The 16383-nt window shown below is 56.3% G+C and carries 13 protein-coding genes; 9 read left to right on the top strand and 4 right to left on the bottom strand.

Going from position 1 to position 16383, the window contains the following annotated elements:
* Window positions 1–272: 272 nt before the first annotated feature.
* Window positions 273–1571 carry a glycine-betaine demethylase subunit GbcA gene (gene gbcA / locus AO726_RS15650; RefSeq protein WP_058069034.1) on the bottom strand — a complete coding sequence of 433 codons (1299 nt, stop codon included), beginning with the start codon at window positions 1569–1571 and terminating at the stop codon, window positions 273–275.
* 377 nt (window positions 1572–1948) lie between these two features.
* On the opposite strand from gbcA, the gene gbcB reads away from it, so the two are divergent.
* Entirely contained in the window at window positions 1949–3049 is a 1101-nt protein-coding gene (gene gbcB, locus AO726_RS15655; RefSeq protein WP_058069208.1) for a glycine-betaine demethylase subunit GbcB, read from the top strand.
* Window positions 3050–3327: 278 nt separating this feature from the next.
* Here the strand turns inward: gbcB and AO726_RS15660 are convergent, their stop codons facing one another.
* The 3 genes from AO726_RS15660 to AO726_RS15670 form a co-directional block, all read right to left on the bottom strand.
* Window positions 3328–4533 carry an MFS transporter gene (locus AO726_RS15660; RefSeq protein ID WP_058069035.1) on the bottom strand — a complete coding sequence of 402 codons (1206 nt, stop codon included), beginning with the start codon at window positions 4531–4533 and terminating at the stop codon, window positions 3328–3330.
* A gap of 174 nt (window positions 4534–4707) precedes the next feature.
* Entirely contained in the window at window positions 4708–5811 is a 1104-nt protein-coding gene (gbdR, locus tag AO726_RS15665) for a choline metabolism transcriptional regulator GbdR (RefSeq protein WP_058069036.1), read from the bottom strand.
* Window positions 5812–6208: 397 nt separating this feature from the next.
* The gene (locus tag AO726_RS15670; protein WP_058069209.1) at window positions 6209–7588 is read right to left on the bottom strand and encodes an L-serine ammonia-lyase; all 1380 of its coding nucleotides are present in this window, start codon (window positions 7586–7588) and stop codon (window positions 6209–6211) included.
* 369 nt (window positions 7589–7957) lie between these two features.
* Here AO726_RS15670 and choX point away from each other — a divergent pair, with 369 nt between their 5' ends.
* The 8 genes from choX to betI all read left to right on the top strand — a co-directional run bounded on the left by choX (window position 7958) and on the right by betI (window position 16217).
* Window positions 7958–8920 carry a choline ABC transporter substrate-binding protein gene (gene choX / locus AO726_RS15675; RefSeq protein ID WP_058069037.1) on the top strand — a complete coding sequence of 321 codons (963 nt, stop codon included), beginning with the start codon at window positions 7958–7960 and terminating at the stop codon, window positions 8918–8920.
* 552 nt (window positions 8921–9472) lie between these two features.
* The gene (locus tag AO726_RS15680; RefSeq protein ID WP_058069038.1) at window positions 9473–10681 is read left to right on the top strand and encodes a quaternary amine ABC transporter ATP-binding protein; all 1209 of its coding nucleotides are present in this window, start codon (window positions 9473–9475) and stop codon (window positions 10679–10681) included.
* Window positions 10671–11552 carry an ABC transporter permease gene (locus AO726_RS15685; protein ID WP_058069039.1) on the top strand — a complete coding sequence of 294 codons (882 nt, stop codon included), beginning with the start codon at window positions 10671–10673 and terminating at the stop codon, window positions 11550–11552. Before AO726_RS15680 ends, AO726_RS15685 begins: the two co-directional genes overlap by 11 nt.
* A gap of 29 nt (window positions 11553–11581) precedes the next feature.
* Window positions 11582–12526 (top strand): choline ABC transporter substrate-binding protein, encoded by a 945-nt coding sequence (locus AO726_RS15690; protein ID WP_058069040.1) that lies wholly within the window; start codon window positions 11582–11584, stop codon window positions 12524–12526.
* A gap of 153 nt (window positions 12527–12679) precedes the next feature.
* Window positions 12680–13531: a glycine betaine ABC transporter substrate-binding protein gene (locus tag AO726_RS15695; protein ID WP_058069041.1), complete on the top strand. Its 852-nt coding sequence runs from the start codon at window positions 12680–12682 to the stop codon at window positions 13529–13531.
* Window positions 13532–13685: 154 nt separating this feature from the next.
* The gene (locus AO726_RS21020) at window positions 13686–14246 is read left to right on the top strand and encodes a hypothetical protein (RefSeq protein WP_082629158.1); all 561 of its coding nucleotides are present in this window, start codon (window positions 13686–13688) and stop codon (window positions 14244–14246) included.
* Between the two features lie 47 nt (window positions 14247–14293).
* A complete protein-coding gene (locus AO726_RS15705) occupies window positions 14294–15031 on the top strand; it encodes an LEM-3-like GIY-YIG domain-containing protein (protein ID WP_058069043.1) in 738 nt (245 codons plus the stop codon).
* Window positions 15032–15623: 592 nt separating this feature from the next.
* Window positions 15624–16217 (top strand): transcriptional regulator BetI, encoded by a 594-nt coding sequence (gene betI / locus AO726_RS15710; RefSeq protein WP_058069044.1) that lies wholly within the window; start codon window positions 15624–15626, stop codon window positions 16215–16217.
* Window positions 16218–16383 lie beyond the last annotated feature (166 nt).

The raw sequence follows: 16383 nt of genomic DNA on the forward strand, positions 1-16383 counted from the left end.
TCTGCCAAACCAGCGCTGACAGAGGTGAGCGTGATCCCTGTGGAAGGATCTCAGTGTGTCAATTGAGCTCTGAACAAAAAGTCTCCGAGCAAAGATCAGGCGAGGCAAAAATCGGTTCGGAGGCGGAGTTTACGAGTGGTAAATGAGCATTCCGAACCGGTTTTTAACGAAGCATCATCGAGCGCAGGCACTTTTTGTATAGAGCTAGGGCTGAGGGCGTGCTGCAAGCACCCCGTACAGACTCAGCCCGATCAGAAACAAAAGCGTCAGACTCATGCCTGCTCATTCCCGACGCTGCGCAAATACGGTGCCGGGGCCGCGCCCAGGTTATTGAGCATGCGTTCGCTGTACCAGTCGATGAAATTGACGACGCCAAACTCGTAGGTTTTGGAATATGGGCCTGGCTGGTAAGCCGTGGAGTTGATGCCGCGCTGGTTCTCTTCGGCCAGTTGGCGGTCCTGTGCGTTGGTGGCATCCCACACTTCGCGCAGCCGGGCGACGTCGTAGTCCACACCTTCGACAGCATCTTTGTGCACCAGCCATTTGGTGATGACCATGGTTTCCTGCGCGCTGATCGGCCACACGGTGAAGACGATCATGTGGTCGCCCATGCAGTGGTTCCACGAGTGCGGCAGGTGCAGGATGCGCATCGAGCCCAGATCCGGGTCGGTGATACGGCCCATCAGTTTGTTACTGCCTGGCTTGCCATCCATGGTCATGGACACAGTGCCCTTGAGCAGCGGCATACGCACGATCCGGTTACGCAGACCAAAGCTGGCGTGGGCGTACGGAATATTGTCGCGGTCCCAGCGGGCGGTGCATTCGGCGACCTGATCCTTAAAGGTCTGGGTGGCGCGAGGGTCGGTGACGTCATCCCATTCCAGCAGCGTATTCAGCAGCTCTGGGTGCGAACCGTTGCAGTGGTAGCACTCACGGTTGTTCTCCATCACCAGCTTCCAGTTGGCCTTTTCCATCAAGGTGGTTTGTACCGCCACCTTGGTGTTTTCCATGTCGTACGGTTCCATGTAGTGCGACAGGGTGGAGAGGAAGTCGTCGATGGCTGGCGGGTTTTCCGCCAGGGAGATAAAGATGTAGCCGCCTGCGACTTTGCAGTTCACCGGCTTGAGGTTGTAGTCGCTGAGCTTGAAGTCTTCGCCCATCTCGGTACCGGCGAACAGCAGGCGGCCATCCAGCTCGTAAGTCCACTGGTGATACGGGCAGACCAGCTTGGCCACTTTGCCCTTGTCGCTGGTGCACAGGCGCGAACCGCGATGGCGGCAGACGTTGTGGAAGGCATGCACGCTGCCTTCAGCACCACGAATCACTATGATCGGGTTATCACCGATTTGCAGCGTCAGGAAGTTGCCCTTGGCCGGGATTTCGCAGGTCATGCCCGCAATCAGCCACTCCTTGTGGAAGATTTCCTGCATGTCGATCTTGAACAGGCGCTCATCGTTATAGAACGGCTGCGGCAGAGAAAACGTACGCTCACGGGTCTGCAGCATTTCAGCAGTGGCCTTACGAGCAGGCTCAAGCACATCACCCAGGCTCAGCGTAGCGGTGGTATCCATCGGTAACTCCTTATGGCCACTCGCACTGCAAATGGCCGTAATCAAAGTGTCTGGTCGGTTACGCTGCCAGCCTCCGGCAGCGGCTCACGCAGGGCGGCATGGTCTGCCCTTTCTGCGCCTGCCGGCGGCCTCTTCAGGAAAGGGAAACCTGCTCATAACCTTATTGTCCGGCTGGCTGGAGTGTGGGCCTGAAGGGCGGGTAATCCTTACCTATGCACGACATGACCACGTCCGTTTCCGACGCGGTAAAGCCCGTTCTACGGGGCAGGTCGTGATAAGCATGCAAATGTCGCTGGCAGATAAATGAGCGCCGGAAGCGATGCGCACAATCGTTCCCATCAGGCCGATAACAGGCCGCAGTGCGCGAGATCACGACCATGTCGAACAGCTTCCTGAACCCCGTCACCACCCAGACCTGGAGCAACGGCCGCCACCCGGTACGCTGCGTGAAAATCATTCAGGAGACCTGGGACGTACGCACCTTCTGCTTTATGGCGGATCAGCCGCTGATGTATTTCTTCAAGCCGGGGCAGTTCGTCACCCTGGAGCTGAATATCGACGGCGAACCGGTGATGCGTTCCTACACCATCTCCAGCTCGCCTTCGGTGCCGTATAGCTTCTCCATCACCATCAAGCGCGTACCGGGCGGCAAGGTTTCCAACTGGCTGCACGACAACCTGCAGGAAGGTCAGGAGATCGCCGTGCATGGCCCGGTCGGGCTGTTCAACGCCATCGACTTCCCGGCCGACAAAGTGCTGTACCTCAGCGGCGGCGTCGGCATCACGCCGGTGATGTCCATGGCCCGCTGGTTCTACGACACCAACGCCAATGTGGATATGGTGTTCGTGCACAGCGCCCGTTCGCCGAAAGACATCATCTACCACCGCGAGCTGGAGCATATGGCCGCGCGAGTGGATAACTTCAGCCTGCACCTGATCTGCGAGAAACACGGCCTGGGCGAGCCTTGGTCAGGCTATCGCGGCTACCTGAACAAGCCGATGCTGGAGCTGATTGCCCCGGACTTTATGCAGCGGGAGATTTTCTGCTGCGGCCCGACGCCTTACATGAATGCGGTAAAACGCATGCTTGAAGCCAGCGGCTTTGACATGAGCCATTACCACGAAGAAGCATTTGGCCCGACGCCGGAAGAAGTCCGCGAAGAGGTCAAAGAGCTGGCCGCCGAAGCTGCTGGCGAACCGGCACCGGCCGAGTCCGAACTGTTTGAAGTGAGCTTCAGCAGCACCGGCAAGAGCATCCGCATCGCCCCCGGCGAAACCGTCCACGCAGCCGCGGCGAAAATCGGCCTGCACATTCCCAAAGCCTGCGGCATGGGCATTTGCGGCACCTGCAAGGTGATGAAAAACAGCGGCGAGGTGAACATGGAACACAACGGCGCGATCACCGATGAAGACGTCGCCGAAGGCTATATCCTCGCCTGCTGCAGCGTGCCGACCAGCGACGTGTCGATTGATTTTTAACCGCACCGGTTCGCAGGTCGCGGTGACTGCGCCTGCGAACCCGGGATTACGCCTGCGGCTAATCCAGGCTACGAGCTATGGGCGCTGAATGTCAGAGCGACGCCAATTACCGCTTCAGCAGGGTGATTCTGGGCACGAACCCGTAGCGAAGCGCAGGGCCGGATGACGGGGTAAACGGTTTTGGTTACTTTTGCCCTGACAAAAGAAACTCGCCCGGAAAGGGCGAAACGCTTCGAGATATCAGACTCGGTCGCTCAAACAACAGGAGAACAACAGAATTACTCCTGCATCGCCCGCAAGCCCGGATGACGCCGGGTAAATACCGCCTGCACTACCGCAATCAAAATGATTGACGAGCAGAACACCGTCACCGACGTGCTGATCCCCCAATGGTCAGCAATCCAGCCCATACCCATCATCGGCCCTATGGCACCGATATAACCGGCCACCCAAAAGGTCGCAAACATCCCGGCGCGGTTATGCGGCAGCGCCAGACGGTTGACCATACTGGCCCCCGCCAACATAGCCATGCCGTGGCCAATGGCAGCCAGCAGCACCCCCATTACAAACACCAGTGATGACCCTTGGTGCAGGTTAATAACCATCAGCGCATTACTCATGGCCATCGACAACATGCCCCACATGCCATTGACGTGGATATGCAACTGCCGACAGAACACTTGCATGCTGGCCGAGATAAACAGGATCAAGGCAATGGCAGCACCGCCAACAAACGGGCCATGCCAAGTCACCATTTTTTCCAGAAACAGAGGGGCCATGGAGGCATACAGGCCAAACACGCTGAAGGCCACAAACGGGAACCAGCAGATCAGAATAAAGACACTCGAACTGCCAGGGCCTGGCCATGTCAGCCTGGGTAGGCAACTTTTCAACCAGTGAGAAGCATTGCCTGCCTGTGCGACTTTGATCGATGGCACCTGTGTGAGCAGCGCATACAGCGCCAACGTGCCCAGCACCAACACCGGGATATAAGCCGTGATCAATGGGTACGCCAGCCACTGCCCGACAATACCGCCCAGCAATGGCCCAAGGCCGAAGCCAATGGTCACCAGCACGCTGGTAATGGTCGAGACCCGCGGCAAAGAGTCTGGCTCGGATGCCCCCAGCAAATAGCCCGTCCCCGATGTGGTCAGCAAGCTGGCGGCCACCCCAACGATAAAGCGGCCGCACAGCAGACTGTTTATATCCCACGCCGCGACCGTAAGGCCGGTACCAACAAGCATCAGCGTCAGTCCGCCCACCAATACCTTTCGAAAACCGATCCGATCCGCCAGGCGCCCCAGAAATAGCAGGCAGCCCAACGCCCCGAACATGTACACCACGTAAATCAGCGAAACCTGGCTGACAAGCAAGTCCCATTCAAGCTGGTACAAGGGATAAAGCGGACTGATCAGCGCCGTGCTCATCCCTCCGACAATCATGGCAAAACTCACCCAGAAGAAAGGCGATCCTGGCAATTTCATTATTGAATCCGTTGAGCAGAACAGCAGACCTGAAGGCGGGGAACCAAACCATAGCGCAGAATTCTACGCCGCAGACACACAACTAAGGCAGTAGTCTGAGTCTGCTACCCCAGAAAACGGAAGGACAGGTCCCTATTGAAGGGACCTGTGGATCAACAATGACAGGGCATCTTTCTACAGGCGCACGCTGGCGAAAGTGGACTCACCTTGTGCCCGGTTGAGCGCCGCCATGGCAGCCGACGGCGTGCGGGCCAGATCTTCAGGCATCGGCATCAGCACCACATTGCTGTGCTGCTGACCTGCGCGCTCATCCCGCGGCGGAATGCCGAAGTACTCGCGGTAGCACTTGGAGAAATGCGGCGTGGAAACAAACCCGCACACCGAGGCTACTTCGATGATCGACATACTGGTCTGCTTGAGCAGCTGACGGGCACGGATCAGACGCAGCTTCAGGTAGTAACGTGAAGGCGAGCAATGCAGGTACTTCTGGAACAGGCGCTCGAGCTGGCGACGGGATACATCCACGTACAGGGCCAACTGGTCCAGATCAATCGGCTCCTCCAGATTGGCCTCCATCAGCGCGACAATTTCCTGCAGCTTCGGCTGATTGGTGCCGAGCATGTGTTTGAGCGGTACGCGCTGATGATCCTGCTCGTTGCGGATGCGCTCGTAGATAAACATTTCGGAAATCGCTGCGGCCAGCTCACGGCCATGCTCGCGACCGATCATGTGCAGCATCATGTCCATCGGCGCGGTACCACCGGAACTGGTGTGACGGTTACGGTCGATGGAGAACAGGCGTGTGCTAACACCGGCGCGGGGGAAGGCTTCCTGCATGGCGGCCAGACACTCCCAATGCACGCTGCACTCAAAACCGTCCAGCAGACCGGCCTTGGCCAATGCCCAGCTGCCCGTACAAACCGCACCGAGCTGAGCCCCTTGGCGCGACATGCTCTGTAACCACTGCACATGCTCGCGGGTAACGCTGTGCTGAATATCCACACCACCGCAGACAATCACTGCATCCAGACGCGGCGTTCCGGCGAAGCTGGCATCCGGGGTAATTTGCAATCCGTCGCTGGCACTCACCGGCTGGCCTGACTGGGAAAGAGTATGCCAGCGGTACAGCTCCTTACCGGAAAGCTGGTTGGCCATGCGCAGCGGTTCGACTGCCGATGCCAGTGAAATCAGGGTGAAGTTATCGAGCAACAGAAAGCCGATGGATTGTGGAGCGGTGTTACCTTTGGACGGCTGAGCACCTGGGTTGAGGTGTGTCATCAGGGGTATCCTCACGCAAAGCAACGCACGGTAGAGCTCGTAAGAGGCTCTTAGTTGTTTTTATTCATGCCCGTTCGGGCTGCATTCACTTAGGCAAAGGCCATGCCTAAATTGATTGGCTGTTCAATAAAAAATATTGATGCCTCTCAAGTTGCGGATTTCTCTGATCGAATCACCATCACTTATCTGAGCGCGACACTCTCATGACGCTTCGATTTCAGTGCTCTGAGCATTTCGGTAGCACTCAGAGAGCGCCGCGCTGTAACTGTTTGGCGCACATGCTGCCAGCGGTCGTTACGCTCCTTAGACCACTGCAGCACTTAAAGCTCAAAACACTAAACGCACCAAAACCGAGCAGCCCAACGCGACCTGTAAACAGCTTGCACCAGAAGCGGCATCAGCACTCCACAGCGCTAACCGCCAGACCGCCGCGGGAGGTTTCCTTGTACTTATCGTGCATATCCGCGCCGGTATCGCGCATGGTGCGGATCACCCGGTCGAGTGAAATAAAATGCTGGCCATCGCCGCGTAGCGCCATTTGCGCGGCGTTGATCGCCTTAACCGCGGCAATCGCGTTGCGCTCAATGCACGGCACCTGAACCAGACCGCCTACTGGGTCGCAGGTCAGACCGAGGTTGTGCTCCAGGCCGATTTCGGCGGCGTTCTCCACCTGCTCCGGCGTACCGCCCAAAATCTCCGCCAAACCGGCTGCGGCCATGGCGCAGGCCGAACCCACCTCGCCCTGACAGCCCACCTCGGCACCGGAGATCGACGCATTTTTTTTACACAAAATGCCGATTGCAGCCGCAGCCAGCAGGTAATCGACCACGTTGTCTTCGCTCACCGCCGGGCTGAAACGCACGTAATAATGCAGCACCGCCGGAATGATCCCCGCCGCGCCATTGGTCGGTGCCGTGACCATGCGGCCGCCACCAGCGTTTTCTTCATTCACCGCCAGGGCAAACAGGTTGACCCACTCCATACCGCTGAGCGTTGAGCCGATCACATTGGGCCGGCTCATCTGCTGCAAGCTGCGGTACAGCTTAGCTGCGCGGCGTTGCACAAACAGCCCACCCGGCAAGATGCCTTCCTGACGCAGGCCGTTCTCCACGCAATCTCGCATGGCCTGCCAGAGCTTCATCAGGCCGCTGCGGATTTCCTCCTCGCTGCGCCAGGCCTTTTCGTTGGCCATCATCAGCTCAGAGACACGCAGGCCGTGCAGCCGACACAGCTGCAGCAGCTCTTCGGCACTGTTGAAGTCATAAGGCAGCGGGGTTTGATCCTGATCCAGCTGGCCGCTGCTGGCTTGCGCCTCATCCACCACAAAGCCGCCGCCGACTGAGTAATAGGTGTTGCCGTACAGCAGGCTGCCATCTGCTGCAAAAGCACGGAGACGCATAGCGTTAGGGTGGTACGGCAGATTCTCCTCAAGCAGCAGCATGTCGCGCTGCCAGTCGAACTGTACTGTTTTACGGCCAGATAGCAGCAACTGCTTGTCTGCCAGCAGCGCTTCAATGCGTGGTGCGATGCTGGCCGGATCAATCTGGTCCGGCCACTCGCCCATCAGACCCATCACCACAGCACGATCAGTGGCGTGCCCGATGCCGGTTGCCGAAAGCGAACCATAAAGGCACACCTCAACCCGCACACAGTCATCCAGCAGGCCATATTCGACCAGCACCGCACTGAATTGGGCTGCGGCGCGCATAGGCCCGACGGTGTGAGAACTGGATGGACCAATACCGATTTTGAACAAGTCGAATACGCTGATAGCCACGACACTCTCCGCACGATTAGCTGCGGCCATGATCAGGATTTCGCCCCGCTCCCGGCGTCCCACACCGACCCGGTCTTATCTGAATACGCCAACACAGGTCGCTTTGGTCGCCACGTCGCTCAGCTCGGCTGAACATCATTTGGACAATCCATGTGCGACAAAACCGTTCTCCCAGCGACAAGCTGCATAGGCAGGTACAAAGCTGCATCGGCATGATCAACCCAGTGGCAGTAACTTGACGGTGATTTTTTGACAACCACCAACAGCCAGACACCCCGCCTCGGCCAGATACCTCCTTAACGCTCCGTATCCCCCGAGCCGGAGGAGCTGCTGCCGTCAACGTCACAAAACGATGTAGGGAGACCTGTCATGTCATTGGATATCCGCAGCAAGCTGGCTGCACTCCTTTGTTGTGTTCCCCTGTTTGCCCACGCTGTTGAACCCGAACGCTGCAACCAGGTGCGCTTTGCCGACGTCGGCTGGAGCGATATCACAGTCACCACCGCAGTGACCCGCCACATTCTCAGCAAGCTCGGTTACCGCACGCAGGTAAAGCAGCTGTCTGTGCCGGATACCTATAAGTCTCTGGCCGCCGGCAAGATTGATGTATTCCTCGGCAACTGGATGCCGAGCATGGAAAACGACCTGCGTCCTTACCAACAAACCGGCCACGTGCTCACCCTCGGCACCAACCTGGAAGGTGCCAAATACACCCTGGCAATCAATCAGGCGGCTTATGAGGGCGGCCTTAGAAGCTTTGCCGATCTGGCTGCTGCCAAGCAGCAACTTGGCGGCAAGCTTTACGGAATCGAACCGGGTAATGACGGCAACAAACTGATCCAGCAGATGATTGATCAGAACGCCTTCAACCTGGGCGACTTCACGCTGGTGGAGTCCAACGAAACCAGCATGCTGGCTCAGGTCAAGCGGGCACAGCACCTGAAACAGTGGATCGTCTTCCTTGGCTGGGAGCCTCACCCGATGAACACCGCCATGCGCATCCACTACCTCAAGGGCGGAGACGAGTTCTTCGGTCCTAATTACGGCGGTGCCACCGTTCATACCAACGCCAATGCAACCTTCATTGAACGCTGCCCGAATGTGGCGCGTCTGCTGAAGAACCTGCACTTCAACCTGGACATGGAAAACCACCTGATGAGCGCCATTCTCGACAGCAACACCAACCCCCACCGCGAGGCGAAAAAGTGGATCGAGGCCAATCCTCAGATTGTCATGGGCTGGCTGGAGGGGGTTACAACACTGGCCGGAGAACCCGCTGCAAGCGCCTTTAAACCCGCCTCAGACAGCGTGCCGACAGACGCTCAACCCTGATGGACTTGAGCTTTTACGACATACGCACAAGCGCCCTGAACAGCCTGACCGGCATATACCGGCAATGTCGTGAGGCAACACGTCAGGGTCGCAAACCGACAATTGCCAAGGGCTGAAGACTATATCGTTGAGTCACTTGAATTCGTCACTGTCGCACTTAAAGGTGCAAGACAGACCGGGAAACCAAAGCCCGGACCGGAACACCAACAAGCACCGGCCAGCGAGAACGCAGATCGGTCATATAAAAAATTTCGGATGTACGCGCAGAGCAGGAGGCTCTGCGAAATCCCAGGATGGGCTTCGTAACACTGCCAGAGGATTTGGAACACGGATTGCTTAATGGCTTAAAAACATTCGCAACCAACCGCTGCAAGCCCTGCGGCTACAACGGTGATATTGCAGCGTTTCAAAGCCATTGCGCTAACCGTTGCCCAACCCAGCAACCCGGTAACCACACAGGCAAGAACAGTCGGCATCACCACCCAAACGCCAACTGGCGATGGCGTGGTTCCGCAGCACTGATCTGGATGTCTACTGAAGGGGAATCATCCCATGCAGTCTGGAAAAATCGTCGTTGAAAACCTCTACAAGGTTTTTGGCGCAGAGCCACAGGAAGCCATCAACCTGCTCAAGCAAGGTTGGAGCAAAGAAAGGATTCTCGCAGAGAAAGGCGCCATTATCGGCGTCAGTGATGTTTCATTCAGCGTTGAAGAGGGCGAGATTTTCGTCCTGATGGGCCTTTCAGGCTCAGGCAAATCCACCCTTATCCGCCTGATTAACCGCTTGGTTGAACCCAGCTCCGGCAACGTCTACATCGACGGTCAGAACGTCGCCAAATTACCCAAAAAGCAACTGATCGACCTGCGTCGCCGTGACATGAGCATGGTCTTCCAGTCCTTTGCCCTGATGCCCTCGCGCACCGTGCTGGAAAACGCAGCATTTGGTCTGGAGGTAGCAGGCAAAAGCAAAAAAGAACGCGAACAGCGCGCCATGCACGTGCTCAAGCAAGTTGGCCTCGACACCTTTGCCCACAAGCTGCCGGGCGAGCTGTCCGGTGGTATGCAGCAGCGCGTAGGCCTGGCCCGCGCACTGGCGGTTAACCCATCCATGATCATCATGGACGAAGCCTTCTCCGCCCTCGATCCACTCAAGCGCCGGGAAATGCAGGACATCCTGCTGGAACTGCAAAAGACCGACCGCCGCACCATCATCTTCGTTTCCCACGATATTGAAGAAGCCATCCGCATCGGCACCCGCATCGGCATCATGGAAGGTGGCCGCCTGATTCAGGTCGGCACACCACAAGAGCTGATCGACAACCCTGCCAACGATTACGTGCGCAACTTCTTCAATACCGTCGATACCAACCGCTACCTCACCGCTGGCCAGCTCAAGGCCGACAGCGTGCCGGTCTACGTGCACAACGGCAAAGCACCGGATGCGCAAATGGTGTGTAAGGAACTGTTGGCCAAAGACAAACACTACGCCTTTGTGGTGGACGAGCAGAACACCTTCAAAGGCTCGATCAGCCTGGAGAAGATCGCCTTGCTGGTCGAAGGCGGCAACAGCGTTGCCCTGGATCACAAGGTGCTCAAACCGGTCACACCGATTCCCGAAGATCTCACACTAAACGAAGTCATCGAGCGTCTTGTCGACAACGAAGGTCCGGTACCGGTAGTCGATCAACAAGGCTGCTACTGCGGCGCCATCAGCAAAGGCCGCCTGCTGAGCCGCCTGCAGGGAGAAAGCTATGAGCGATAACAAACTCGACCTGGGCAGTTGGGTCAATGACATCGTCCAGCACCTGCTGGACAACTACAGCGACGCCTTCAACAGCATCGGCAGTGTCGTCGATGGCTTTTCAGAAGTTGTCGAAAGCCTGCTAATGGCTCCGCCAGCCTGGGCTCTGATCAGCATCTTTGTAGCCCTTGGTCTGTGGCGTATCGGTACCAGCTTCGCCATCTTCACCGCAGCGGCTTTCAGCCTTATCGTCATGACCGGCTTCTGGGACCAGACCGTGGTTACCCTCGGCCTGACCTTCTCCGCCACCTTTATCAGCCTGTTGCTGGGTATTCCACTGGGCATCTGGGCTGCACGCAGCGAGCGGGTTGCCACCATCCTGCGGCCGATCCTCGACTTCATGCAGACCATGCCGGCATTCGTTTACCTGATTCCGGCGGCCATGCTGTTCGGACTGGGGCGCGTGCCCGGCATCATCGCGACCGTTATTTTCGCCATGCCACCGGCTGTGCGCCTGACTGCGCTGGGCATCCGTCAGGTCAACAAAGAGCTGATCGAAGCCGGCCAGTCTTTTGGCTGCACACCCAGGCAGCTGCTGTTCAAAGTTCAATTGCCCAATGCCATGCCGTCAATCATGGCCGGGGTTAACCAGACCATCATGATGGCGCTGTCGATGGTCATCATCGCCTCAATGGTCGGCGCGGGCGGTCTGGGCAACGACGTTCTCGCGAGTATCCAGCGTCTGGATATCGGGCTGGGCTTTGAAAGCGGCATGGCCGTGGTGTTGCTGGCGATCATTCTCGATCGCATCACTGAAAGTTTTGGCACCACCAAAGCAGCCAAACGCAGCACGTTCTTTAGTTGGGTAAGCGCAAAACTACAACGCCAATAAATTACAAATAGCCAGCAAAGAGGCCGCATATGAAAAAGCTGCAACAGCTCGCCGGTGTAAGTCTGCTCTCCATGGCACTGCTGCAAAGCGCATGGGCACAGGAACCAGAAAGCTGCAAGACTGTGCGTTTTGCTGAAATTGGCTGGGCAGATATTGCCGCCACAACCGGTGTTGCCATGACCCTATCTGAAGGGCTCGGCTACCAACCGCGTAAAATCATGGCCTCGGTCCCAATCGCCTTCACCGGCCTGCAAACCGGTCAGGTCGATATCTTCCTGGGCTACTGGGCACCATCGATGGACTCGGTAATTGAACCGTTCCTGAAAAAAGGCGGCATTAAAGTACTGCCTAAAGCCAACCTCGAAGGTGCCAAATACACCCTTGCCGTTCCGACCTATGCGGCAGAGGCAGGCCTGAAAACCTTTGCTGACATCGCTAAATTCAAAGACCAGCTTGGCGGCAAGATTTACGCCATCGAACCGGGCAACGACGGCAACCTGCTGATCGACGGCATGATCAAAGAAAACAAATTCGGCCTGGGCGACTTCAAAATGATCGAGTCCAGCGAAGCCGGAATGTTGGTCCAGGTCCAGCGGGCGGTGAAGAAAAAGGAACCTGCGGTATTCCTCGGCTGGGCCCCGCACCCAATGAACACCCAGTTCGACATGACCTACCTGGACGGCGGTGATGACGTCTTCGGTCCCGACTTCGGCGCAGCCAAAGTCTTCACCGTAGTGCCCACCGACTACGAAGCTCGCTGCGCTAACGTCGGCAAGCTGATCAATAACCTGCAGTTCAACGTAGAGATCGAGAGCCAGTTGATGGAGAAGATTCTGGATAAACAGAATCCAACCACAGTGGCCGCCGAATGGATCAAAGCCAACCCGGCCATCCTTGAACAATGGCTGGCTGGTGTCACCACCTACGACGGTCAGGACGGCCTCGCTGCCGTAAAAAAACACCTGGGTCTGTAATCGCTTAACCCGCAACTGCCCGGACGCACTCCCTCAATTTCAACATGGCTGCATGCAGCCATGCGGGGGAGTGACCGTCCGTGCCAGTAGACCCAATAAGTCCGCATGGATGCACAACCACAACAACTGCCATCCACCTGACGGAGAACTACCATGCGCACCCTGAGCAAACTCTGCCTCGGCCTCGCCGCCCTGGCTTTCAGCGCCGGCAGCGCCCTTGCTGCCGAAAAAGCCACCCTCAAGATCGGCTACGTCAACGGCTGGGACGACAGCGTTGCTGCCACCCACGTTGCAGCCGAAATTCTGCAAAGCAAGCTCGGCCACAAAGTCGAACTCAAACCCGTTGAACCAGCCATCATGTGGCAAGGCGTAGCCCGCGGCGACCTGGACGCCACCCTCTCCGCCTGGATGCCCGCCACCCACGGCGAGTACTACGAGAAACTCAAAGACAAAGTAGAGGTGCTCGGCACCAACTACGCCGGTGCCAAAATCGGCCTGATCGTCCCGGACTATGTACAAGCCAAAACCATCGCCGACCTCGACACCTACGCTGCTGACTTCGACGGCAAAATCATCGGCATCGACGCCGGTGCCGGTGTTATGCGCCGCGCTGAAGATGCCGTGAAGGAATACGGCCTGACCAAAATCAAACTGATGCCCAGCTCCGGCCCAGCCATGTCCACCGCCCTGGCCCGTGCAGAAAAAGCCCAGAAACCTATCGTCGTAACCGGCTGGATTCCGCACTGGATGTTCGCCAAATGGCAACTGCGCTTCCTTGAGGACCCGAAAAACGTCTTCGGCGAAGCTGAGCGCATCGACACCGTGGCCAACCCCGGCATCAACACTAAAGCACCTGAAGCCACCGCCTTCCTGAAGAAATTCTCCTGGGGCGCGGAAGAAGTCGGCAGCGTCATGCTCGAAATCCGCGACGGCAAAAAACCAGAAGAAGCCGCCAAAGCCTGGGTTGAGAAAAACCCGGAGCGCGTAGCTGGTTGGCTGGAGTAAGGCGTACTCTGAGGTTAATAAAAAACGGGCTTCGGCCCGTTTTTTTCATATCCGCGTTTTGATTGCGGCCCCTCACAGCCCAGAGTAGGGCTAAGAAATTGCAGCAGCTTAGAATCCGACAAGTCGACACTGTGGATTACCAGACCAAACGAATATGCAACAGCCTATAAGAACACTGAACGCTGCAAACATCTCTGCAATCCTGGAAGCCTTCACAGAAAGCATTGCACCAGTTGGGAGTTCAATCCAAGGACTCACGGGCGTCTCACTATTAACCGCCCTCAAGCGTAAGCAGGTTGGACTCGGTCCCTATCCAAGCGTAACGTTATTTGAAGCCGCGAACAGGATAATGTCTGACCTTGTAATCCTGCATGGCATTGCCGGACTGCTGAAATTGCAAGCATTCCCTTTTACGGAATATACCGTCGAATTCGGGAACGAAGATAAAAACGGCTTCGATATACGTGCGACCTCTGACTCCTGCAGCCTTGCAGGTGAAGCCTTCAATGTTGCCCCATCTTTTTTCCATAGTAAAAAAGCCAGCGCCCTTAAAAAACTTAGAAGCAAAGCGGCAGACAGTACACATCGCATCATCATGTTTAACGCAGGTGCACCATCGCCTAGATACTCTGCAAGACATGAGCCTGGGATTTACTACGTATGCGTCGATATCAATTCAGGGGACATAGAAATAACCCCAAGACTACCGACTTGAATTCTCGACCCATGCCCCTGCATGCAATCGAATGAAGTGAGAGCACTATGCCCCCGAAAGAAATCGAAGCTTTCCCTGCTGAAATCATCGAAATCCTGAAAAACTACGTTTACAGGCTAATCGACCCTAGAAATGGTGACACCTTCTACGTAGGCCGTGGCGTTGGTAATCGTTTATACGCACATATCCACGATGAGCTTGGGAGCGAAACAGATGAAGTCAGTGACAAGCTCAGGCGTATCAGAGAAATACGCCTCTCTGGTTTTGAAGTTGCCCATGTAATCCATCGACATGGCATGGACTTGGCGACAGCCAAGGAAGTGGAAGCAGCCCTGATTGATGCCTATCCGGGCCTAACCAACATCATGGGAGGAGAAGGCAGCGGCGAACGCGGCGCAATGCATGCCAATGAAATTATTAGGGAGTACTCGGCTGAGCCCGCAATATTCAATCATCGGATTCTGTTGATCAGCATCAACCGGAGCGCATCTGAAAGGCCCTTGTATGAAGCAACAAGATATGCGTGGAAACTTAGCCAGAAACGGGCGAAGGAAACCGAGATCGTTCTGGCCTCTGAAAAAGGCATTATCAAGGCAGCCTACATTCCCGAAAAATGGCTGGAAGCCACAGCTCAGAACTTTCCGGGACGCCCGGACCGACCGGGACGACTAGGTTTTATTGGGCGTGAAGCCGATGAAGAAATCAAAAAAATGTACCTAGGTCGACGTATACCCGAAGCGTTCAGATTTGGCACTGCCAACCCCATCAGATACACATGGAACTAACCCTACATGCTGGAAATATTAGATCGCTGCCTGCGGACGACTCTGCAACGAAGCGCCCAGAAATCAGGTGAGTTTCGGAAAAACGGCTATTCATTTGAGGAGTGGTTCAGTTGAGAGCTTTATTTCACTCTGATCAGCACCTAAAACAAGTGTTCTATTAAACCCAAGCACCCCGTCGAAACGAACAGCAATAAACGTTATGGCGATCTTCTGATTTTTCAACAAGATGTCGAACAGTCTGCTTTTGTTGAGATGAAGCTAATTCACGACTACACGCAAAACAAATGGCGTAATTAAATTGAACGTGACCACGAAGCTCTTCAAGCACTTGCGCCCAATTCTAACTACCAATACAGCTCCTTCTTATGGTGTCAGTACATAAGGTTCTTGAACACGGGCAGAGCTGGTCGCAATGTCTGGATAAGCTAAGCATGTGGGAGCCAAAAAGAGGTATTGAAATCCAGCAGCCGCTCTCAGGAGAAGAACAAGCTGTAATTATCGGCTGGAAGGTTTCAGCACCCCATTTGCCTGACAACCCGCGACAGGCCTAGACTTCGCCCATTCGCGCCCAGCCACTGATACGGAGAATCCGATGCCTAAAGTCGGAATGCAGCCGATTCGTCGTTCGCAGTTGATTGCAGCCACCCTGGAAGCAGTTGATCAAGTGGGCATGAACGATGCCAGCATCGCTCTGATTGCGCGGATTGCCGGGGTTTCCAACGGCATCATCAGTCACTACTTCAAGGATAAGAACGGCCTGCTTGAGGCCACCATGCGCCACCTGATGCAGGCACTGAGTAACGCCATGCAGGAGCGCCGCGCAGCCCTGCCGGAGAACGACCCTCGGGCTCATTTGCGGGCGATTATTCAGGGCAATTTCGACGACTCTCAGGTCAACGGCCCGGCGATGAAAACCTGGCTCGCCTTCTGGGCCAGCAGCATGCATCACCCTTCCCTGCGCCGCCTGCAACGGGTGAACGACCATCGCCTGTTTTCCAATATCTGTTTCCAGTTCCGCCTTGCCTTGCCACAGCCCCAAGCACGAGCAGCCGCCCGCGGGTTGGCGGCGCTGATCGACGGTCTGTGGCTGCGTGGCGCACTGAGCGGCGAAGCCTTCGATGTCGAGCTGGCACAGAATATTGCTGTTGAATATGTCGATCTGCAGTTAGCCAAGGCCAACGCCTAAAGACTCCCGTAAAAGCGGCTTTAGCCGCGAATCGCATCTACCTTCAAAGTCCGTATTGCTGCCAGCCTGTTCACGGCTGAAGCCGTTCCCACCTAAAGCACAGCAGTGCAATGACCTCAATTGCCCTCTATGTCGTGATTGGCTTTTCCTCCGTCGTTTTTGTTGA

The organism is Pseudomonas sp. TTU2014-080ASC (assembly GCF_001446935.1).
In the GTDB taxonomy this organism is placed as follows: domain Bacteria; phylum Pseudomonadota; class Gammaproteobacteria; order Pseudomonadales; family Pseudomonadaceae; genus Aquipseudomonas.

What these genes read in the sequence shown, in the direction of transcription:
- gbcB (WP_058069208.1), top strand. Translation starts at nt 1,949, where the DNA reads ATGTCGAACAGCTTCCTGAACCCCGTCACCACCCAGACCTGGAGCAAC.
- AO726_RS15680 (WP_058069038.1), top strand. Translation starts at nt 9,473, where the DNA reads ATGCAGTCTGGAAAAATCGTCGTTGAAAACCTCTACAAGGTTTTTGGC.
- AO726_RS21020 (WP_082629158.1), top strand. Translation starts at nt 13,686, where the DNA reads ATGCAACAGCCTATAAGAACACTGAACGCTGCAAACATCTCTGCAATC.
- AO726_RS15660 (WP_058069035.1), bottom strand. Translation starts at nt 4,533, where the DNA reads ATGAAATTGCCAGGATCGCCTTTCTTCTGGGTGAGTTTTGCCATGATT.
- AO726_RS15695 (WP_058069041.1), top strand. Translation starts at nt 12,680, where the DNA reads ATGCGCACCCTGAGCAAACTCTGCCTCGGCCTCGCCGCCCTGGCTTTC.
- AO726_RS15690 (WP_058069040.1), top strand. Translation starts at nt 11,582, where the DNA reads ATGAAAAAGCTGCAACAGCTCGCCGGTGTAAGTCTGCTCTCCATGGCA.
- betI (WP_058069044.1), top strand. Translation starts at nt 15,624, where the DNA reads ATGCCTAAAGTCGGAATGCAGCCGATTCGTCGTTCGCAGTTGATTGCA.
- gbdR (WP_058069036.1), bottom strand. Translation starts at nt 5,811, where the DNA reads ATGACACACCTCAACCCAGGTGCTCAGCCGTCCAAAGGTAACACCGCT.
- AO726_RS15705 (WP_058069043.1), top strand. Translation starts at nt 14,294, where the DNA reads ATGCCCCCGAAAGAAATCGAAGCTTTCCCTGCTGAAATCATCGAAATC.
- gbcA (WP_058069034.1), bottom strand. Translation starts at nt 1,571, where the DNA reads ATGGATACCACCGCTACGCTGAGCCTGGGTGATGTGCTTGAGCCTGCT.
- AO726_RS15685 (WP_058069039.1), top strand. Translation starts at nt 10,671, where the DNA reads ATGAGCGATAACAAACTCGACCTGGGCAGTTGGGTCAATGACATCGTC.
- choX (WP_058069037.1), top strand. Translation starts at nt 7,958, where the DNA reads ATGTCATTGGATATCCGCAGCAAGCTGGCTGCACTCCTTTGTTGTGTT.